Origin of the sequence: Neobacillus muris (assembly GCF_943193175.1) — a bacterium.
In the GTDB taxonomy this organism is placed as follows: domain Bacteria; phylum Bacillota; class Bacilli; order Bacillales; family Cytobacillaceae; genus Neobacillus; species Neobacillus muris.
The window spans coordinates 61362-81528 of record NZ_CALPDF010000005.1 but is presented as its reverse complement, the minus strand read 5'-3'; the positions used below and the strand labels follow the sequence as shown (position 1 = coordinate 81528).

Here is a 20167-nt window from a genome sequence, read left to right as displayed (position 1 = left end):
GTTTCTTAGTATTTCCTTCTTATAGTAATAGAGTATCCAACATGAAACAGACGTCCAAACGGATGGTGGATTGCCATTATTTTTGGACATGCTGGTTTAGAATGATATAGGGAGGAAAACGATATGGTTGAGTATGTGCTTCAAACCCATCATTTATCGAAGAAATATCAGAATAAAATGGCTTTGAATAAAGTAAATGTATCGATCAAAAAGGGATCGATTTATGGATTTATTGGACAAAATGGGGCGGGAAAATCAACGACGATTCGCCTCGTATGCGGACTGGGCAATCCAACAACTGGGACGATGGAGTTATTCGGCAAGAGCACGGAGCGGGAGCTGAACAAAGCAAGAAAACGAATTGGAACAATTATTGAAGGCCCCGCTTTATATCCCAATATGACCGCTGCGGAAAATTTAGAAGCCCATCGGCTTTTAAAAGGAATCCCTGGAAAGGAATGCATTGAGAAAACACTTACTCTAGTAGGATTGCGGGATACAGGAAAAAAGAAAGCCAAGAATTTTTCTTTAGGGATGAAACAGCGCCTCGGACTGGCCATCGCCCTTCTTGGAGACCCTGAATTTTTGATTCTCGATGAGCCGATCAATGGATTGGATCCCATGGGAGTCGTCGAAATACGAGAATTATTAAAAAAGCTGAATCAGGAATATGGCATAACGATCTTAATCTCAAGCCATATTTTAAGCGAGCTTCATTTATTGGCCACCGATTATGGAATTATTCATAATGGAGAATTGTTAGAGCAGTTATCGGCAAAAGAGCTCCATGAAAAATGCCAGCACTACTTGCATATTAAAGTCGACGATCCAAACAAAGCCGCTACCGTTTTGGAAAGCCAATTTGGTTCAGCGGATTATGAAGTCATGCCGGATGGCGCGATTAAACTGTTTGCCCATGCAGAGTCACCAGGGATTGTTTCAAAAGCACTCACCGATGAGGGACTGATTATTGAAGAATTTATGCCAATGGGAGAAGATTTAGAAACCTACTTTACCAAACGCATCGGGGGTGTACAGCATGGGTAATCTTGTGAAAACGGAATGGTATAAATTAAGAAAAGATCGATCTTTTTGGGTACTAATATTATTCCTGCTTGCTTTCGCTGTACTGTATCCTCTTGATCTTCTGCACCCATTTGGAGAAAATACTAAATTACCTAATGGAAATGACTTCTACCGAGGGGATATTCTTTCTATTAACACTCAGATTGTTCATCTTTTGCCAGCCATATTAGCAGGTTTCTTTATAGCAAGTGAATATTCGATGGGAACAATGAAGAGTATTGCTTCTTCAGGTCATAGTAGAATACGACTGTATTTTGCGAAGCTGACTGTATTTTCGATTGGATCCATCATCATTTTATTAATCCTGCCGATTTTTATGATGGGTGCCAGCGCTGTTTATTCGGGTTTCAATGTTATGCCCCAATGGTCATTTTTCTTTCAAACAATCGGATTGCTTGCGCTTTATGAAGCAGCTTTCGCCTCTTTTATGGCACTGTGCTCGACCATTTTAAATGACAGTGGCAAGGCGATTGGATTTCTAATTTTATTCCTTGCTCTAATTCCAAGCTTGTTAGAGTTTATAGGTGCGAAAGTTACGTTTTTGGAACCTTTCATTACTCATTCAATCTTTATGACAGAAGGCTCCATATTAACGATTGATCAAATAGGTCATTGGGATGGCAATGATATATTCACTTTTATTGCTGTGCCAATTATAACATTCCTAGTATTTGGGATTTTAGGAAGTTTGATTTTTAGAAAAAAAGAAATTAAGTAAGAACAATAAAGGGGGAGCCGTATGCTATTTATAACGATATCAGCCATTATTGCTTTAGTGTATGTTCTCACCCGTCTTTATTTTTTAAAAAAGGAAATCAAAAGAGCAGATCGTCAGCTGCATGAATTAAACACAAATGAAACTGAGAAGAAAATAGATATTCACTATTTCGATAGGGATTTTGAGAGACTGGCAAAGAAAATAAATATCCAGATTGATTTAACCAAAAAAGCACAGGCAGAAAAACGTTTAAGTGAAAACGAGTTAAAACAGGCGATCTCTCATATCTCACATGATATTCGTACACCCATGACCTCCATATTGGGTTATATTCAATTTCTAGAATCGGATGAAATCACTTTGGAACTGCGGAAAGAGTATACGCAAATTATTAAAAATAGTGCTAAGAGATTGAAGGTCCTGCTGGAAGATTTTTTCGAGCTTTCGGTAATTGAGCAAACCGATTATCCGGTGAAAGCGGAAAGGATTAAATTAAATCAGTTAGTTTTGGAAGTGTTGGTAGGATTCTATGAAGAATTTCATCAAAAAAACGTAGAACCGACAATTCATATTCCTGATCAGGATGTTGTCATTATGGCTGATCCATCTGCTGTGAAACGGGTCATTGAAAATTTGATCGTCAACACAATCCGGCATTCCAGCGGAAATGTGGCCATCCAGCTGGAAAAACGCCAGACATCCGTTCAATTGACGATTAGCAACTCGGTTCATCAGCTGAATGAACAGGATGTCCACCATATGTTTGACCGCTTTTATAAAGCGGACCAAACAAGGACTGGAAAAGGGACAGGCCTTGGACTGCCAATTGCCAAAAGCTTAATGGAAAAAATGAATGGGAGACTGACCGCTGAGCTCATTGATCACCAAATATATATGAAGTGTGAGTGGGTAATTAGTGGAAAAATATTTTGTGAAAATTGAATATATTCCGTCGGTTATCCTATAATAAAGAAGAAATCTATTCCCTTTAGCAAAAAAATGGAACTACTCACAGCATCATAGAATCTCCAATAATAAGATAAATCAACATGGACATGCCCCAATCTACATTAGTGACTGCTTGCTGGAAGCAATAGACTTCATTTTTAAATCAGGAGGTTATCATGGGAAGATTAGTGCATTTTGAAATTCATGTCAATGACATGGAGCGTGCCAAGAAATTTTATGGAGAGGTATTCGGCTGGTCGTTTCAAGATTGGAGCGAATATGCGGGAATGCCTTACTTTGGAGCAGTGACTGGAGATGAGAATGAGCCTGGGATCAACGGGGCTTTAATGCAGCGTCAAAGTGCACCTCCGGAGCCAGGACAGGCTTTAAATGGATTTGCCTGCACAATGGGTGTGGAAGATTATGATTCAACTGAAGTAAAGATTCTTGAACAAGGCGGCAAGGTTGCTATGCCCAAATATGCACTGCCTGGAATGGCGTGGCAGGGATACTATATCGATCCGGAAGGCAATGTATTCGGGATTCATCAGCCCGATGAGAATGCCAAGTAGGATCTTGAAGGGTGATAATACATGAAATCACAAGACAATTCGGACATGCTTGAAAAGCTGCGTTGTATTTGTCTTGCACTGCCTGAAGCGGCGGAACATATTGATGGTTTCGGTCACCACACTTTTAAAATCAAGGGAAAATCGTTCGTGATTTCGGGAGAGAACGAGAAAGGATTCAGATTGTCGTTCAAGTCGGACCGGGAAACGCAAGCATTCTTGCTGCAGAAAGAGTATTTTTTCAAAAACCCTTATATTGGGCATCACGGCTGGGTGTCGATTCAAAATCCAGACGGGAAAGTTTGGGAGGAATTGGCCGATCTCATTCAAGAAGCCTATTTACGTGCGGCACCAAAGCGCTTAGTAAAGCAATGGGAAGAACTGCATAAAAAAATAAAGCGTTAAACCTAATGATACAGGGGTTAGCGCTATTTTTTTTGTCCTTGGAAAGGATAAAGTGCAGTGACATGAAAATATCTGTTGTTCCGAACAACTGCACATGATAGAATCTGAATATTAAGAATTATTTGTAAGAAATTCTTACAACCATGAGGGGGAAGAAAATGAAAAAGAGATTAACGCTGCTATTGTGTGGTTTGCTATTGCTGCTCACAGCATGCGGAGGGGAAAGCAAAGCAACAGGGGGAGAAGCAAAAGAGAAGACAGTGAAAATCGGGATTACCCAGCTTGTCGAACATCCGTCTTTGGATGCCGCACGAGAGGGATTTATTGCGGCTTTGAAGGATGCCGGCTATGAAGAGGGCAAAAACTTGAAGCTGGATTATCAAAATGCCCAGGGGGACATGAATAATAATATGTCGATTGCCCAAAACCTGGTGGCAGACAAGAATGACGTCATTTTGGCGATTGCAACTGCCAGTGCTCAGGCGGCAGTCAAGTCGACGAAGGATATTCCAATCCTATTTACCGCTATTACGGATCCGGTCGGGGCCGAGCTTGTAAAAAGCTTGGACAAGCCTGGCGGTAATGTAACCGGGACATCTGATACACATCCAGATGCCATCAAGAAAACGGTTGCTTCAATTAAGACTTTTGTTCCAAATGCCAAGAAGGTGGGCATCATCTATAACAATGGTGAACCTAACTCAGTAGTCAATGTCAAAAATGCGAAAGCTGCTTTACAAGAGGCTGGGCTGGATTCCGTTGAAACAACGATCACAGCCAGCTCGGAAGTGAAGCAGGCAGCCGAATCGCTGGTTGGGCGTGTGGATGTCATCTATATTCCAAAGGACAACACAGTCGTATCCGCCCTAGAATCTGTTATCACGGTAGCTAATGACCAAGATATTCCATTGTTTGCCGGTGAAGGTGATTCGGTCAAACGCGGCGCCTTCGCATCCTATGGATTGGACTACCATGACCTTGGCTATTCTACCGGAAAAATGGCGGTGGATATTCTGAAAGGCAAAAAACCAAGTGAAATTCCTGTGGGCTTCCCGGAAAAACTCGAGCTGTATATCAACAAAAAGGCAGCTCAGGAAGAAGGGATTACCTTAACCGAGGACATGTTAAAGGACGCCAAAATCGTCGGAGAATAAAATCTGCATTTATCCGTAACCTGCCTTATATAGGGCAGGTTATTTTTGTTGATTACCAAAAGTTTAGAAGCAGAGTTAAGAGAGAAATGGCAAACTTCGTTGTAACACTATGCTGCAAAAAGACGTTGTTATTATTGAAATGCAGCCTGGCAAAGAAAGAAGGTGGAAAACATATGCCTGATTTTAAGAATCGACGGCAGCCAGATGACAGCCGCGCCGATTTTATGGAAGAGATTTGTCATAATACATGGGAAGCTGTCTACCGATTCATTTATTATAAAGTGCAAAATCGCGAGGAAGCTGAGGATATTACCCAAGAGACCTATATGAAAGCCATTTCTTATTTACAAAGGGGCCGAGTCCATCCAGATAAATATATCGGTTTTTTAAAAACGGTAGCCTTAAATGTTCTGCGTGACCGATGGCGAACGAAAAAACGGAGAGGAACCACTGTGGATATTGACTCCTTTCCTGTGGCAGAGGCCCCAGGTCCTGACTTGGCAGAACAGAGTACAGAACGGATTTTCATTGAAGCCGGCTTGCAGCAGCTGACAAAGGAACAGCAAACGGTTATTCAGTTACGGATTATCAAAGGGCATTCGGTTGCAGATACGGCCAGAATCATGAATAAAACCGAGGTGACGATACGGGTGATGCAGCATCGGGCATTAAAAGCGCTTGCCGATATCCTAAAAAATAATCAATAGACAGGAGGGATAAACAAATGAAGCAGAACGAACAGAAACTATCCGAATATATTGATCGATTAAATGCGGAGCAAAAACCGCTGGAAGATGAATATTCAACGGATTCTGAGGAACTAAAGGAGCTTTTTCAAACAGTCAAAAAGGTCCGAAGCCTGAGAGAACCGGCCATGCCGGACGCCGATTTTAAGAAAAAATTAGCTCATGCTATAAAGAAACAAGCCGATAAGCCTCGTGCCAAACAGAGGAAATGGGCTTGGATCTCGAGCATTGCTGCGCTTGCCGCCATTTTCGCTCTCATTGTCAATTTCTTATTGCCATCAGGCAGCAGTCACCTTGTTCTTGCGATGGAAAATGCTTATCAAGAAGTCAAAGCCTATCATGGCATGCTGGAAATAGTAGAAACAAATGCAGCCGGCAAGTCGGTGACCCAGGCGAAACTAGAAGTATGGGCGGACAAACAGGGGCATTATTATGTCAAAAATATCGCTGGTCCTAATCAAGGAATGGTCACGGTCAATAATGGAGAAAAGAAATGGCAGATCCAGCATGATCAAAAGCAGCTGCAGCTGTTTTCTGCCTTTCCTGATGCTTATCGTTTTGTGTTTGAACTGGGAAATGAAATTAAAGAGGTGAAGCAGGCGATTTCGACGAAAGTGATGGGCGATAGCCAAATTGCGGGAAGAGCGGCTGTCATGATCGAAGTGACTCCGAATGGCGGGTCCCCGTATCGAATCTGGGTGGACAAACAAACCAATCTGCCGTTACAAAAACAAACGGCGATGCAAAATGCCATTCAGTATAAAGTTACTTATACACAGCTGGATGTAAGTGAGGGCATTCCAAAGCAGATGCTGGCTTACAAGGTTCCAGAGGGCTATAGGGTAATTGACACCAATCCAGAGCAATTCGTCAATGACCTTAATGAAGCGGCACAAGCTGTTGGGTTTTACCCTAAGACAGCAGAAAAGCTTCCGAATGGGCTGGTTCAAGATAAGCTGGCAATTGTTCCGAAGCAAAATCTTGTAAAAATCTATTATCAAACACAGGATCCGATTAAACAGTTAATCGTCGTCCAAGGGAAATCAACTGGAGAATTCACACCTGTTCCCACTTCTATTTTAGGGAAAGTTGGAGACAGAACGGCAGAAATTCAATCACCGATATTTGAAGAAACTGGGATTCTAAGCGGCGGCGGCCTCTATGCAGGCATGACGCCTGTTAGTTCGATCCGCTGGCAGCAGGATGGTTTTGAATATGCAGTGGCGGGCAGTGTTTCGTTAGAGGAGTTAGTTTCCTTTACCAAGGAATTCACGGGCGGTTCTTTTGAACTGCCAGCAGGTGATGAGAGCACGATGGAGCCTCAGGTTAAGGTCCAATATGACCTGGCGGTTGAAGCGAATGATCAAAAAAGTGTGGATGCAGGAAATTCGCCTTGGAAGCTTGATGCTGTATTTACCGCCCAAGTCTTTGTGAGCTTGCAAATTTCACCGCAGGGAATAACAGGTGACTACCCAATTAGCCAGAAGGAGCTTAAGCTAGTTCAAAACGACGGTACTTCGGCCATTGTTGAGGTAAACAGTAATAAAACGGCGATAAAACAGGTGTACTTAAAGCGGATCATCAGACAGGACTCCACGGGAATATGGACGGTTGTCGGTTATAACCTAGAAAAGTAAATAATCCAGGCTATCATTTATGCTTAGAAAATGGAAAGGATTACCATTCGGTTTTGAACCAAAACATCATCGGGGCATACATTGTAATAAATGATTAATTTGAAAAGGATGTTTTACGATGTCTTTGCCATTCCAAGTGAATATTGATACGGTCAGCGGCGGTGTTGTCCAATTTGGTCCGGCATTATTTATTTCACCTAAACACGCCACAAAGACTTTACATGGTTCAGGCTCTTCCAATATCGGTTTTCAAGTATCCACCTTTAACGGAGCAAGTTCAACCAACACGCTGGATGCTGATTTGCTTGATCAGCCTATATTAAAGGATAACTAATTGGCGTCATTGGAAAACAGAAACAGCCATCTCCTATACTTGGAATAAGCAGCAGAAAAGCTGCTTGTCCCAGGTTTTTTCTTGTCGTAAAGGAAATAATAAATTTCTCTTAAATTTAATACAACATATTTCTCCTAAGCATTTTCGAATGGTTGTTCGTTTTGGTTTATACAGTGGAAGATTATAGCTAATTAGCCAGGGCTGTCCAAAAGCAAAGGGGATAGGCACCACCCTGCAATATATAGAAGTATTTTTAAAAAATCTTTTCCTTTTCACCGAGTTTTCACCAATGTCTATTATGATTCATTACATCAGGAACGAAAGGAGGAGAAAGAGATGAATGCAAAGGTCAAAAAGGGTATTTTCTGGGGGGGCATTGCTGCTGTTATGCTACTGGTGTTCAATGTGCTCCACTTTCTAACTGGAGGGAGCAGCGCATATGCGAGAGGCCCTCACGGACATGGCTTTGGAGGCAATGGAATGCGTGGCGGAGGATTTGCTCCCCATTCGATGATGAATGCCCCCCACCATGGCGGCGGGTTCCCCTGGCTGTTCCTTATTGTTGGACTAGCTGTTCTAGTTCTATTAGTAAGATGGCTTAGAAGGAAATCAAAAGCTTCATCATTAAAGCAGTTCATTGATGCCTCTCTTGCAGGTTCACATCTGCCAGTAACCAACCAAAATGCTAATCTATTGGACCAATGGGAAAACAATCTATTAAATAAAAAGGAGAATGAATAACATGGGAATTTTTAAACGATTAAAAACTATTACATCAGCTGAAATGAATGGTCTATTGGACGGAATTGAAGATCCGATTGTCATGCTAAATGAATATTCCAGGGAGATGGAACGGGAAATTTTGAAAGGCCAGCAAGCATTAGCCCGACAAATTTTTGTGGAAAAGAAACAGGAAGCCCTCATTGCAGAAACAAGAGAGCTTGCAGCGAAGCGGGCCCGCCAAGCGAGACTGGCGATTGGCCAAGGTGATGATGAGATGGCGAAACTGGCTGTGCAAGAAAAGCTCACCCATGAAAAACAGTTAAAAGTATATCAGGAGCAGCTAGTGGCAATCAAAGATCAATCAAAGCTTCTAACCGAAAAACTGGATCAGTTGAAGGTTACGTATAACCAAATTCAACAGAAGAAAATTTTGTTAGCTTCACGTGCCAATGTAGCTCAGTCGATGAAACAAATTCAGAAAGTAACGGTTTCCTTCAATACCGATGATATTGCCAGAGGTGTAGCGCGTGCGGAAGAAAAAATCTTAATGATGGAAGCGGAGGCACAAGCAGGATATCAATTTGCCGCCCCGTTAGCCCAGTTTGAGGCAGCCTGCAGCCGTTATGTAACTGAGGATGAGTTAAATTTGGAACTAGAAAAGCTTAAAAAGGAAAAAACATCCGCACTATAAAGCAAGGCAGGGGGCACCACCAGATCGGCTTGGTGCTCCTTTTTCTATCTAACGTCGAGAGGAGGTGGAATATTGAGTACATCCATACTGGTTCCAATATACCTGGCGATTGCGCTGGCAGGGAGCGGTCTTCCCATAATAAAGATATTTTTAGCACATTTTCACAATTTGGTCAGTCTCGTTATTTGTGCTTGCTTGGAAGGCGGCAGGGGAATTAAAATACAGCTTCTAAGGGATGGATCGGGCCAAACCACCGGGGCCATCGCCTCTCCCTTTAAAAAAGCGCTGATCTCCTATGCAGGTTATACGGCCGTTTCGGTGACAGCCATCGGGCTATTTTATTTAGTGGCAAGAGGCAGCTATCATTTGGTCATTTATTTGTCTTTGGGGTGGACCATTCTTGCGTTAGTATTGTGGATTCGTAACCTGTTCGGAGTTTTTTGGGGGCTTTCTGTTGCCGTCATATTAGCTTTGCCTGTCTATCTTCGCTGCCAAATGGCCATGCCTGCGCAAATTCGCTACGAGCTTGTCTTTCCGTTTCATATCAACTACGAATTGGTTTTCGTTCACATGAGTATCTTTCTTGCCTCGGTTTTATTTATTCAGTCAATTATTTGTGCTGTCCGCGTGTGCAAGCAAATGTTTATGTCGAGGACCAATCCCGCCAGAAAGGCGGCGCTCGTTCAAACGAAATTTGTCCCGGCCATTGTCCTAGGCCTTGCCCTGCTAAGCCAAACCATATATGCGGGATACTTTTTTGTGCAAAATTTCATAAGTATTCCATTTCGCTTCTAATTAATCCATCATAGAGGCTGTCCAAAAATCAGAGGGGACAGCCCCCTTTATGGACAGTCTCTTTTAGGTCCTCCCGGGCAAGCCAAAGAATTTAATAAAAAAAACCGTCCCTTGTGGAGGACGGTACTCTTAGCACTTATGAAACAGCAGTCTTTTTAGAGCTTCCTGGCCAGAAATAACCGATGGCTGCACCTGCAGCAGCTGGCAAAATCCAGCCAAGGCCGATTTGATAGAATGGCAAGTAGTCTGCATAAAATGCTTTCAAGGATTCAAATGACGACACGGCCGAGCCGGGCAGGCTGCCAGCCAAGGCACTGTATCCGTCGAGAAGACTGACGCAGAAAGTAAAGAGCATCGATGCTGCATAAACACTTCGCTTATGGCCGAATAAGGGTGAACAGAGTGTTAATAAGATCAGGACGATAGCTAATGGATACAATAACATCAAAACAGGTACCGCAAATTGAATAATATTGTTCAGGCCAAAGTTAGCAATTACAAATGATACCAGACATAGTAAAAGCACGAAGGACCGGTAGCTGAATTTTGGAAAAACGGCCTGAAAAAACTCACTGCAGGATGTAATAAGACCGATGCTTGTCTTTAAACAGGCAAGAACAATGATAAGAGCAAGCAACAGGGCGCCAAATGATCCGAAATAATGCTGAGCAACGGCAGCAAAGATCAATCCTCCATTATCAAATGTCCCGATTGCCGACACGCTTGATGCTCCCATGAACGTAATGAGTCCGTATATCAGCATCATCAAAGCCATTGCGAAAATGCCTGATTTCCAGGCTGCCTTTGCGATGGCCTTTGGTTCTGTAATACCCAGCCCCTTAATGGCATGGATCACAACGATGCCGAAGGCAAGGGATGCAAGGGCATCCATCGTATTATACCCTTCCTTAAATCCGGTCATAAACGCAGGACTGCTATAATCACCAACCGGCATTTCAAAACTGCCCATCGGTTTTACAATGGCTATGAAGATGAGGATAAATAAAAATAATAAAAAGGCCGGAGTTAAATATTTGCCGATATAATCAATAATTTTTGCAGGATTCAGGGAGAAATAATAGACAATGGCAAAAAACACAAAGCTAAAAATGGCAAGATATAACCGGGTGTGTTCGGGATTCATATATGGTTCAAAACCAACCACGAATGGGACCGTGGCTGTACGCGGAATCGCAAAAAACGGCCCAATGGTTAAGTAAAGCGCCATCGAGAAGACGAGTCCAAATAAGGGATGAACACGGCCCGCCAAGTCCCGCAGTCCATTGCTTCCAGATAGGCCAAATGCTAAAATTCCTAAAAAAGGAAGCCCGATGGCTGTAACTAAAAAGCCGATTAAAGCAGGCCAAAAGTTCGTGCCGGCAAGTTGTCCCATTTGGATTGGGAAGATCAAATTTCCTGCCCCAAAGAACATTCCAAATAGCATGGTTCCAATGACTGTATACGTTGTAAATGATCGATTATTTTGCATTCCTATTGTCCCTTCTTTGATGAATTCAATCTATTTTAAACATTTTTTAATTAGTAAGCAATAGTAGCTGGAATAAGGCAATGACTATCCTTGATCGGCCGAGTAAGCAGGAGCCCCTTTGGATAGAGAACAATTGTTTTTTTCTTTCAAACCATCCAAAAAGCTGACCTTATTTTTTCTTGTAAAAAACTAATCTATCATTTACTATTAAAGAAACGCCGTATATTGATTGGCGTGTAAATTTAATAACTATATATAGTGATAGCCTTGCAATAAGATGCGATTTTCGCTTAAAAGGGAATTCGGTTGAAGCCGAAACTGCCCCCGCAACTGTAAATGCTGACGAACTAAAACAACCACTGTATAAGACGGCTGACTTTTTTGGTGCTTATACGGGAAGGATTTAAAGTAGGATGAAGCATGAGTCAGGAGACCTGTCTTATTGTCATGTGTTTCAACTTCTTCGGGGAGTGAGAGGAAGAAACGATGGCTTTAAAAAGAAAGCGAATCTATTATTGCATGCTTATTCTTTTTCCTGTTGTCGTTTCCTCCGCCCTGATCATTGGGCGGTTTTTTTATGCCCAAAACGAGCTTAAGCCTGGATTTGGTTTATTTCTAAAGGAGGAAATGAAAGATGACTGTTTCTGTAAAAACAAATCGATCACTGGTGCGGCAAGTAATAGACGAAGCAGCAAAGGAATATGAATTAGATACTGCTGCTCTAAAGGAACGATTGGACCTGACTAATAGGACAGAGCAAGAAGAAATTGAACTGGCGCTTCATGAGGCATTAAATCACATCACGATGGATCAGCCCAATTGGACGTTTTTAGCAGCCCGTCTCTATTTAAGGCAGTTGTATGCCCATGCAGCGAACAATAGGCAGTATAACCAACAGGAAAAATATGGAGATTTTTACAAATTAATTCGACAACTGACAGACAAAGGAATCTATTCCTCAGACCTCATCGATTCGTATTCGCGTCAAGAAATAGAGGAGGCAGCTTCTGCCATTGTTCCTGAGCGGGATCACCTTTTTACCTACATAGGATTATTTTTATTAGCTGACCGTTATTTGGCACGGGATCATGACCGCAATCTTTATGAACTGCCACAGGAACGATTCATGATGGTTGCCATGTATTTGATGAAAGATGAGAAAAAGGAAAAACGATTAAATCTGGTCAAGGAAGCCTATTGGGCCTTAAGCCACCTATATATGACAGTGGCCACACCGACCTTAGCCAATGCAGGAAAAAGTTTTGGCCAGCTTTCGTCCTGTTTTATTGATACGGTGGAGGATTCACTGGACGGCATCTATTTGAATAATTGGGATACTGCAAGACTCAGTAAAGATGGGGGCGGTGTAGGCCTTTATTTTGGAAAGGTGCGTGCCTTGGGTTCAGACATCAAAAAATTTAAAGGGAATTCCTCTGGGGTTGTGCCATGGATTCGTTTGATTAATGATACCGCAGTGAGCGTCGATCAGCTTGGCCAGCGCCAAGGAGCCATTGCCGTATACCTCGATGTATTCCATAAAGATATTATGAATGGCTTTCTTGATTTGAAAACGAATAATGGAGATGAACGGCGAAAGGCACATGATATTTTTACTGGTGTGACGGTACCTGATTTATTTATGGAAAAGCTGCAGGAAGTGGATAAGTCCGGAAGAAGCATCGGCGAATGGCATACTTTCTGCCCTCATGAAATCAAGCAAATCATGGGCTGGAAGGACGAAAATGGCAATTCGCTCGGTCTTGAAGACTTCTATGATGAAAAGGAGCAAAAATATTTTGCCGAGAAATATCATGAGGCGGTTCATCATCCGCTTCTGCCGCGTAAAACCTATCGGGCGATGGATATTATGGCGCGGATCATGATTTCTCAACTGGAGACTGGCACTCCATTTCTGTTTTATCGGGATGAAGCCAATCGGCAGAATCCGAACAAACACGTAGCAGGTAAAGGTCGCACCTCGATTTATTGCAGTAACCTTTGTACAGAAATCGCTCAAAATATGTCCGCCACTGCGATTTTAAAAGAATATGAAGATGAAGAGGGAAATGTGGTCATTATAAGGAAACCCGGTGATTTTGTAGTTTGTAACCTCTCTTCTATTAATTTGGCAAAAGCGGTCCCTGCAGATGTGCTGGAACGCTTAATTCGAATTCAAGTGAGAATGCTGGATAATGTTATCGATTTAAATGCAATATCGGTCAGACAGGCTGAAAAAACCAACAAAAGGTATCGTGGGATAGGATTGGGCACGTTTGGATGGCATCATCTTTTAGCATTAGAAGGAATTCATTGGGAATCGGAAGAGGCGGTCCAATACGCGGATACATTATATGAAGATATTGCCTACTATACGATTCAATCATCGATGGAATTAGCGAAAGAAAAGGGAGTCTACAGAGAGTTCACGGGGTCTGAATGGGAAACGGGGAGATATTTTGACAGAAAAGGCTACTCCTCTGAACGCTGGAATCAATTAAGAGCAGACACTGCCAAAATAGGGATGCGTAATGGCTGGCTGATGGCGGTGGCACCTAATTCATCGACGGCCAAAATTGGCGGTTCGACTGATGGTATTGATCCGATTTATTCAGTAGAATACGCTGAAGAAAAGAAAAACTTCAAATTTAAAGTGACGGCACCTGATCTGGACCATATTACGTACAATTATTACCGCCGGGCCAGGCATCAAATAAATCAAGTGTGGAGTATTAAACAAAATGCTGCGAGACAGCGCCATATTGACCAAGCTATTAGCTTCAATTTTTACGTGAAACATGATATTAAAGCAAAAGATTTGTTCCAACTTCATTTGGAAGCATGGAAACAAGGTTTGAAAACGACCTATTATGTTCGGAGTACCTCGCAGGCAGAGCAGGAGGAATGTGAAGCCTGCCATAGCTAAAGTTTAAGAAGTGCCCTTACGCGGAAAAAATTTGGAGGATTGATGATGAACCAGCCTTTAACAAAAATGAAACTGTTAAATCCGGACTTTCCAAATAAATCAACAGGGATTTTAAACGGGAAATGTTCTGGACTATTAAATTGGAATGATATCGCTTATCCGCAAATGTATGGTCTCTATCAGACGCTGCTGTCAAATTTTTGGAAGGCTCAAGAAATTAATATGCAGGATGATATTAAGCAATGGAGTTCCCTAAAGCCTGTCGAGCAGGATGTGTTTTTGCGGATTAATACGCAGCTTGCTTCACTCGACAGTTTGCAAACACCGACAATAAGCCAAGTCATGGATTATGTGACTGACTCCAGTTTTAAAGCGATTTTTGCTGTTATTTCCCAGCAGGAGGCCGTTCATAATGAATCCTACTCGTATATATTAAGCTCACTTGTCCCAACGCAGCAACAAAATCAACGGTTTGATCAAGCAAAGGATGACCCTATTGTTCAAAAACGAAATTCACACATATTAGAAGCGTATGAAACATTTCGGACCAATCCAACGCCGCTTCATCTATTGAAGCTGGCGGTCAATTCAATAAATTTAGAAGGAATTTATTTCTATGCCGGTTTTGCTTTCTTTTATCATCTGGCCCGCCGGCAAAAGATGTTGAAGACCAGCACCATGATTAGTTATATCCAGCGTGATGAAATGCAGCATGCGTATTTCATTTCTCAATTTATCCGTATTCTGTTAACGGAAAATCCTGATATGAACACGAAAGAGAACATCGATTATATCTACGAAACGATCAATAAAGCAGTGGAGCTGGAAAAAGAATGGTCTCAGTTCATTTTAAAAGATATAGAGGGAATCGATTTGCAGGAATTTGAAGGATATGTCGAATACCTTGCCAATAAGCGGTTTCGTCAGCTTGGCTTGAAAAATCTTTTTCCTGATCGGAATAATCCGATGCCATGGATTCATGTTTTCAGTGATGAAATGATCAATGAAACGAAATCAGACTTTTTTGAGCAAAAATCCCGTACCTATACAAAGGTTACACAGTCAAATGGATTTGATGAGTTATAATGAAAATCGCCATTGTCTATGCCTCTAAAACGGGAAATACGCAGGAGCTTGTGGAGCTTCTTTACAAGCTTTTTCGTTCACAGTATATAAATGTGGAGGTTTACCAAGCAAAGGATTTTCCCATTCCGGCCCTTCAAGGATACGAGGGAGTCATTATTGGGACTTATACTTGGGGTAAGGGGGAGGTGCCGGCAGAATTGCTCCCGATATATAGAGCATTCGAAAATCAGGATGTTCAACAGATGACAACAGGCGTCGTTGGGACGGGAGACAGCTTTTATCCGCATTTTTGCGGGGCAGTGGATGAATTTAGAGATATGTTATATATCCATTCAACGCTTGCTGTTACGTTAAAGATAGAACTGACCCCGCAAGATAGTGATTTGGGGAGATGTCATCGATTTGTGGAGCTTTTCTTAAAACGCCTTGAAAGAAAAACCTGCACTTGATCATGACCAATAGGCATCATAAAAGGAATATTTGATTTTAATAGAGTGGAAGGCTTAAGGCTTAACTATGATCTTCCTCGTAGTTAAGCCTTTTGGCCATCATATTATTGATTCATCTGGTCATTCAGCCGTTCAATCTCCCTTTCAATTACACTGAGGTCAATTCTTTCAAACAGTGGTATAACCTCTCCTATCTCATGTGGAACGGAGTCTATATAGTTCCAATGGAGTTCCTCCTGTCCTAACATTCCATTTACTTGTTTACTGGAAAATGGTAAAAAAGGAGCCAATAATTGTGCCAAATTGACAATCATAACTGTGCAGTTCAAGATGGTATGGCCACAGCCTGCTTCGTCCTCCACAATTTGCTTCCAAGGCTTCTGCACATCAAAGTACTTATTCGTAAATCGGACCAATTCAAAAATTTCTTCCAAAGCCCGCTTGAATTGCCCTGCTTCTATTAATTTTCCTGCCGTATCGTAAACAAAGCTAATTTTATTTTTAATCGTTGGGTCAATCGAACTTTGCGGTATTTCGCTACGATAATATTTATTGATAAATTTTAACGTTCGATTAACTAAATTCCCGTAGCCGCCAAGCAGCTCGGAGTTATGGCTGTAGATGAATTCTCGCCAGGAAAAATCGGTATCCCGGTTCTCTGGGGCATTGATTGTTAAAAAATAGCGAATGGAATCTGGGTGATAGCGTTCCAAAATGTCCGGTACCCAAACGGCCCAGTTTCGGCTTGTCGAAATCTTCTTCTTTTCCAATGTCAAATATTCGTTGGATACAATATGGTCAGGCAGCTTTTGCTGATGAATTCCTAAAAGAATGGCAGGCCAAATGATCGTATGAAACGGGATATTATCTTTCCCATGAACATAATAGGAAACAGCCTCTTTCCTCCAGAACTCCTCATCATCGCTTCCCGTGTCCAAAGCCCATTTTTTGCTTGCTGAAAAATAACCGGAAACAGCCTCAATCCAAACATAGATCTTTTTCTCTTCATAGCCCTGGACCGGCACACTGATGCCGACCGGCAAATCTCTTGATACGGCTCTGTCCTTCAATCCCTCCTCAATATACCGTTCTGATAACTGTATGGCATTATCCCGCCAGAAAGAATTTCTCCTGGCCTCTTCCACCAGCTGTTTTAAGGGTTCTTCAAATTTTTGCAAAGAAAAATAAAAGTGCTCGGTTTGCTTCACGGATGGTGTGCTGCCACAAATTTTGCATTTTTTCTCCAGTAAATCAACAGGATCCAGGATAGCCGAGCAATAATCACATTGGTCGCCCCGTGCCGGCTGGCCGCAGTTGGGGCAGGTTCCTTCAACATAACGGTCAGGAAGAAACTGATTGCAGGTTGTGCAAAAGGTCTGTTCAATCCATTTTTTATAAATATAGCCATTGTTCAGTAACTCTAAGAATATTTTCTGAACCGTTTGATGGTGGTGCTCGGTGTCGGTCCGGGTGTAATAATCATAGGAAAATCCCAGCCTTTTAAAGTTATCCGCGAATTCCTGGTGGCAGCGGTCAGCAATTTCCTTTGGCGCCACGCCTTCCTGCTTTGCCCGGATGGCAATCGGAGTCCCGTTGCAGTCACTCCCTGAAACGTATAAAACTTTTTCCCCTTTTTGCCGCCAATAGCGGGCCAAAATATCGCCTGGCAATAAGCTGGCGATGTGGCCAAGATGAAGGGAGCCGTTCGCATAGGGCCAGGCCCCGCCAATAAAAATATTCATTTTGCACTTCCTCCTTTTTTATACAACAAAAAACCCCGCCCCTATCTATAAATAGATAAGGACGGGGTTGTTCATCCGCGTGGTACCACCTTAATTTACTAATTGCTCGCGCAATCAGCCTCTGTAAGTACGGAGCCATTTTTATGGCGGCTCTTATACTGTGGTTTTGATAACGAGTACCAACTCTCGCCGCAGCCTACTACTAACAAAGCCAGGTTCAGTGCGGAGCTCAGAGGCCATTGTTCAAATGAATCACTTTGCTTCTTTTCAGCTCCCGAAGCTCTCTGGTGAAAGACTCATCATTTTACTTTTCCTCATCATTGCTGTTGATTTCAGTAAATTGAAACTATTATAAATCTAAAAGGGAAGCAATTCAAGCCTAATTATTTTTAAGAGGATGGAAAGTATTTATTTTTCTACAAAATGTCGATTGGTTAACAGAATTTTCTACATAAAATTACATTTATATTACAAATCCGACGGTTTCATTGTTTTTCCTCCTTTTCGAATATAAACTAGTAATATATTAAGACTTCGGAAATAATTAATAGGTTACAAGAGGAGACTTTAGATGATAAAGAAATCGATTTTTAAATATACTGTATCCGCTGCTATCCTCGCCACGATGATTCAAGTATCCGTCACACCTGCTTTTGCAGAACCAGTGACACAACAACAAATAAATGAAACAAAAGGCCAAATTGAGGATTTTGAAACCAAAGTTCAGCAATTAGATAATAAAATCAGCTTAGCAATGGAGAAAAGCCAAAAGCTAAGCGACCAGATTCAAACGCAACAAGGAAAAATTAACGAAACAGAAGCAGAAATCGAACAGGCAAAGAAGTCTTTAGATGCGCACAAACAGGTATATGCTGAACGGCTAAAAAGCATTCAGGCAGAGGGAAAACTCTCCATTGCCACCTACGCGGAAATCTTGTTTACTTCAACTGATCTTTCTGAGTTCTTGACTCGTTTTTCAGCTATTTCAAAAATTATTGAAACCGATACAGACCTGCTGCAGGGTTTAAAAGATAAACAGCAGGCATTAAACGATGCAGAGGATAAATTACATACAGAATTACATAAATTAGAACAGAGCCAGGGTGAATTAGCTGCTGAACAGCAAAAAATCGAGGCAGATAAACAAGAAATTGCCCAAGCCTTAGCGGCAGCTCAATCTCAATTACAAAGCCAGGAGAGTCAGATGGCTGAACAAAAGGAAGCAGAACGTCAGGCACAATTAGCCCAGCAGCGCGCTCAGGAAGAGGCTGCCCGCCAGGCTCAGCAAGTTCAGCAGCCGGCAAGGCAGGCGTCTTCAACCAGCAGCCCTGCAGCATCAGCTTCGGTTGCAGCCGTCAGTCCAGCTAGCCCTGAAGCTGCAAGCCAATTGATTGCCTACGCGAAGCAATTTTTGGGTGTTCCTTACGTTTGGGGCGGTTCGACGCCGAGTGGATTTGATTGTTCTGGATTTACTTCTTATGTATTTAGAAATGCGGTTGGCATTAGCCTTCCAAGGGTTTCCAGTTCTCAGCAGAACTTTGGGACACGAATTCCTTTAAGCCAAGTACAGCCGGGTGACTTAGTGTTTAGAGGATCACCGGCATACCATGTCGGTATCTACATTGGCGGCGGGCAATATATCCATGCTCCGCAAACGGGCGACGTCGTGAAAATTGCCGCTTTTAACCCTTCTAATTTTTCTAGTGCGTCAAGAGTATTGCATTAATCAAAAGATTTCAACTATCATACTAAAGTGGAGATGCACAAAGGTTCTAAAGTGCATCTCCATTTTTTGTATCAAAAAAAACGCCCAGCGACTGAGCGTTTTTTTCGTGATCATTTTTATAATAGGTTAAAATGCAGCGGTCCAGCCGCCATCGGCAACCAGAACCGATCCGTTTACAAAGCTAGCGTCATCAGAAGCTAAAAATAGGGCCGCTTGCGCAATTTCCTCTGCTTCACCGATTCTTGGCATCACAGCTTGGACCGCTTTTGTACGTCCAAAACCGAATTCATTTATATTTTTCATCGAGGCGCCAATGTTTGTTGCTACGCCCCCTGGGGCAATGGCGTTGCAGCGAATGCCTTCATTGGCATACATGTACGCCGTATTCTTGGTAAGACCGACCACAGCATGCTTAGAGGCCCCATATGCAGCACCGGCATGTGCGCCATTTAATCCGCCGGTAGAAGCAACATTAATGATGACGCCTTTCCCTTTTTTCAAAAAGAGAGGAATAGCTTTTCTCATGGCACGCATGACACCTTTTGTATTAATATCAAAAATTAAGTCCCATCGTTCGTCGCTTATGTCACCAACTGGTTCAAACCCGTCCATAATGCCAGCATTATTCACTAGGATGTCTAATGAATCAAATTCCTTTACGGCTGTATCGATCATATTCTCGATGTCTTCCAATTTTGCTACATTCGCTTGAACAGCGATGGCTGTGCCTCCGTTGTTCCTGATGCCTTCCACGACGGTCTTTGCCCCATCGATGTTGAGGTCAGCCACAATGACTTTTGCGCCTTCCTCCGCATACAACTCGGCAATGGCTTTTCCCATGCCGGATGCAGCACCGGTGACGACTGCTACCTTATTTGAAAGCTTCATAAAAAACCCCTCCTATTTTTGAGAGCCCTTTCACCCTTATTTTATGCTGAATTTGTCA

19 protein-coding genes, 1 riboswitch and 1 other annotated feature are annotated in these 20167 nt (G+C 42.3%); of the genes, 16 read left to right on the top strand and 3 right to left on the bottom strand.

The annotated features are described in order from the left end of the window. Window positions 1-123 precede the first annotated feature (123 nt). The 12 genes from NFS43_RS05490 (at window position 124) to NFS43_RS05435 (ending at window position 9806) form a co-directional block, all read left to right on the top strand. On the top strand, window positions 124-1047 hold the full coding sequence (locus tag NFS43_RS05490) for an ABC transporter ATP-binding protein (RefSeq protein WP_251550284.1): 924 nt from the start codon (window positions 124-126) through the stop codon (window positions 1045-1047). After that, entirely contained in the window at window positions 1040-1804 is a 765-nt protein-coding gene (locus tag NFS43_RS05485; RefSeq protein ID WP_251550282.1) for an ABC transporter permease, read from the top strand. The genes NFS43_RS05490 and NFS43_RS05485 overlap by 8 nt, the downstream gene beginning before the upstream one ends. A gap of 21 nt (window positions 1805-1825) precedes the next feature. Then, window positions 1826-2746: a sensor histidine kinase gene (locus NFS43_RS05480; RefSeq protein WP_251550280.1), complete on the top strand. Its 921-nt coding sequence runs from the start codon at window positions 1826-1828 to the stop codon at window positions 2744-2746. A gap of 182 nt (window positions 2747-2928) precedes the next feature. Next, window positions 2929-3324: a VOC family protein gene (locus NFS43_RS05475; RefSeq protein WP_251550278.1), complete on the top strand. Its 396-nt coding sequence runs from the start codon at window positions 2929-2931 to the stop codon at window positions 3322-3324. Between the two features lie 21 nt (window positions 3325-3345). Beyond that, a complete protein-coding gene (locus NFS43_RS05470; protein ID WP_251550276.1) occupies window positions 3346-3726 on the top strand; it encodes an MmcQ/YjbR family DNA-binding protein in 381 nt (126 codons plus the stop codon). 158 nt (window positions 3727-3884) lie between these two features. After that, window positions 3885-4880: an ABC transporter substrate-binding protein gene (locus tag NFS43_RS05465; RefSeq protein ID WP_251550274.1), complete on the top strand. Its 996-nt coding sequence runs from the start codon at window positions 3885-3887 to the stop codon at window positions 4878-4880. 173 nt (window positions 4881-5053) lie between these two features. After that, window positions 5054-5587, top strand: a complete 534-nt coding sequence (locus NFS43_RS05460) for an RNA polymerase sigma factor (protein WP_251550272.1) — start codon at window positions 5054-5056, stop codon at window positions 5585-5587. A gap of 17 nt (window positions 5588-5604) precedes the next feature. Then, window positions 5605-7263 carry a LolA family protein gene (locus NFS43_RS05455; protein WP_251550270.1) on the top strand — a complete coding sequence of 553 codons (1659 nt, stop codon included), beginning with the start codon at window positions 5605-5607 and terminating at the stop codon, window positions 7261-7263. 118 nt (window positions 7264-7381) lie between these two features. Further along, window positions 7382-7597 (top strand): spore germination protein, encoded by a 216-nt coding sequence (locus NFS43_RS05450; RefSeq protein WP_251550268.1) that lies wholly within the window; start codon window positions 7382-7384, stop codon window positions 7595-7597. A 336-nt stretch (window positions 7598-7933) separates the two neighbouring features. Beyond that, window positions 7934-8338 (top strand): hypothetical protein, encoded by a 405-nt coding sequence (locus NFS43_RS05445; protein ID WP_251550266.1) that lies wholly within the window; start codon window positions 7934-7936, stop codon window positions 8336-8338. Between the two features lies 1 nt (window position 8339). After that, complete coding sequence (locus NFS43_RS05440) at window positions 8340-9011, top strand: PspA/IM30 family protein (RefSeq protein ID WP_251550264.1); 672 nt, start codon at window positions 8340-8342, stop codon at window positions 9009-9011. 72 nt (window positions 9012-9083) lie between these two features. Beyond that, window positions 9084-9806: a M50 family metallopeptidase gene (locus NFS43_RS05435; protein WP_251550262.1), complete on the top strand. Its 723-nt coding sequence runs from the start codon at window positions 9084-9086 to the stop codon at window positions 9804-9806. A gap of 136 nt (window positions 9807-9942) precedes the next feature. On the opposite strand, the gene brnQ is transcribed toward NFS43_RS05435, so the two are convergent. Continuing rightward, window positions 9943-11295, bottom strand: a complete 1353-nt coding sequence (brnQ, locus tag NFS43_RS05430; RefSeq protein ID WP_251550260.1) for a branched-chain amino acid transport system II carrier protein — start codon at window positions 11293-11295, stop codon at window positions 9943-9945. 258 nt (window positions 11296-11553) lie between these two features. Beyond that, window positions 11554-11751, top strand: a riboswitch (cobalamin riboswitch). A gap of 178 nt (window positions 11752-11929) precedes the next feature. On the opposite strand from brnQ, the gene NFS43_RS05425 reads away from it, so the two are divergent. Genes NFS43_RS05425 through NFS43_RS05415 form a run of 3 tightly spaced genes read left to right on the top strand, consistent with a single transcriptional unit; the run spans window position 11930 to window position 15753 of the window. Next, window positions 11930-14218, top strand: a complete 2289-nt coding sequence (locus NFS43_RS05425; protein ID WP_251550258.1) for a ribonucleoside-diphosphate reductase subunit alpha — start codon at window positions 11930-11932, stop codon at window positions 14216-14218. 45 nt (window positions 14219-14263) lie between these two features. Continuing rightward, window positions 14264-15304, top strand: coding sequence for a ribonucleotide-diphosphate reductase subunit beta (locus NFS43_RS05420; RefSeq protein WP_420910296.1), 1041 nt, complete (start codon window positions 14264-14266; stop codon window positions 15302-15304). Next, the gene (locus NFS43_RS05415; RefSeq protein ID WP_251550254.1) at window positions 15304-15753 is read left to right on the top strand and encodes a flavodoxin domain-containing protein; all 450 of its coding nucleotides are present in this window, start codon (window positions 15304-15306) and stop codon (window positions 15751-15753) included. The genes NFS43_RS05420 and NFS43_RS05415 overlap by 1 nt, the downstream gene beginning before the upstream one ends. Before the next feature lie 104 nt (window positions 15754-15857). Here NFS43_RS05415 and metG read toward each other — a convergent pair whose 3' ends face one another. After that, complete coding sequence (metG, locus tag NFS43_RS05410; RefSeq protein WP_251550252.1) at window positions 15858-17495, bottom strand: methionine--tRNA ligase; 1638 nt, start codon at window positions 17493-17495, stop codon at window positions 15858-15860. Window positions 17496-17549: 54 nt separating this feature from the next. Beyond that, window positions 17550-17825, bottom strand: a binding site (T-box leader). A 241-nt stretch (window positions 17826-18066) separates the two neighbouring features. On the opposite strand from metG, the gene NFS43_RS05405 reads away from it, so the two are divergent. Continuing rightward, window positions 18067-19221, top strand: coding sequence for a C40 family peptidase (locus tag NFS43_RS05405; protein WP_251550250.1), 1155 nt, complete (start codon window positions 18067-18069; stop codon window positions 19219-19221). Between the two features lie 126 nt (window positions 19222-19347). Here NFS43_RS05405 and NFS43_RS05400 read toward each other — a convergent pair whose 3' ends face one another. After that, window positions 19348-20109: an SDR family oxidoreductase gene (locus NFS43_RS05400; RefSeq protein WP_251550249.1), complete on the bottom strand. Its 762-nt coding sequence runs from the start codon at window positions 20107-20109 to the stop codon at window positions 19348-19350. Between the last annotated feature and the right edge of the window lie 58 nt (window positions 20110-20167).

Bases quoted from the DNA above. Each gene is read 5' to 3' on its own strand.
- NFS43_RS05490 (WP_251550284.1), top strand. From the start codon at position 124: ATGGTTGAGTATGTGCTTCAAACCCATCATTTATCGAAGAAATATCAG.
- NFS43_RS05480 (WP_251550280.1), top strand. From the start codon at position 1,826: ATGCTATTTATAACGATATCAGCCATTATTGCTTTAGTGTATGTTCTC.
- NFS43_RS05400 (WP_251550249.1), bottom strand. From the start codon at position 20,109: ATGAAGCTTTCAAATAAGGTAGCAGTCGTCACCGGTGCTGCATCCGGC.
- NFS43_RS05450 (WP_251550268.1), top strand. From the start codon at position 7,382: ATGTCTTTGCCATTCCAAGTGAATATTGATACGGTCAGCGGCGGTGTT.
- NFS43_RS05445 (WP_251550266.1), top strand. From the start codon at position 7,934: ATGAATGCAAAGGTCAAAAAGGGTATTTTCTGGGGGGGCATTGCTGCT.
- NFS43_RS05425 (WP_251550258.1), top strand. From the start codon at position 11,930: ATGACTGTTTCTGTAAAAACAAATCGATCACTGGTGCGGCAAGTAATA.
- NFS43_RS05470 (WP_251550276.1), top strand. From the start codon at position 3,346: ATGAAATCACAAGACAATTCGGACATGCTTGAAAAGCTGCGTTGTATT.
- brnQ (WP_251550260.1), bottom strand. From the start codon at position 11,295: ATGCAAAATAATCGATCATTTACAACGTATACAGTCATTGGAACCATG.
- NFS43_RS05415 (WP_251550254.1), top strand. From the start codon at position 15,304: ATGAAAATCGCCATTGTCTATGCCTCTAAAACGGGAAATACGCAGGAG.
- NFS43_RS05485 (WP_251550282.1), top strand. From the start codon at position 1,040: ATGGGTAATCTTGTGAAAACGGAATGGTATAAATTAAGAAAAGATCGA.
- NFS43_RS05440 (WP_251550264.1), top strand. From the start codon at position 8,340: ATGGGAATTTTTAAACGATTAAAAACTATTACATCAGCTGAAATGAAT.
- NFS43_RS05465 (WP_251550274.1), top strand. From the start codon at position 3,885: ATGAAAAAGAGATTAACGCTGCTATTGTGTGGTTTGCTATTGCTGCTC.
- NFS43_RS05455 (WP_251550270.1), top strand. From the start codon at position 5,605: ATGAAGCAGAACGAACAGAAACTATCCGAATATATTGATCGATTAAAT.
- NFS43_RS05405 (WP_251550250.1), top strand. From the start codon at position 18,067: ATGATAAAGAAATCGATTTTTAAATATACTGTATCCGCTGCTATCCTC.
- NFS43_RS05475 (WP_251550278.1), top strand. From the start codon at position 2,929: ATGGGAAGATTAGTGCATTTTGAAATTCATGTCAATGACATGGAGCGT.
- NFS43_RS05420 (WP_420910296.1), top strand. From the start codon at position 14,264: ATGAACCAGCCTTTAACAAAAATGAAACTGTTAAATCCGGACTTTCCA.
- NFS43_RS05460 (WP_251550272.1), top strand. From the start codon at position 5,054: ATGCCTGATTTTAAGAATCGACGGCAGCCAGATGACAGCCGCGCCGAT.
- metG (WP_251550252.1), bottom strand. From the start codon at position 17,495: ATGAATATTTTTATTGGCGGGGCCTGGCCCTATGCGAACGGCTCCCTT.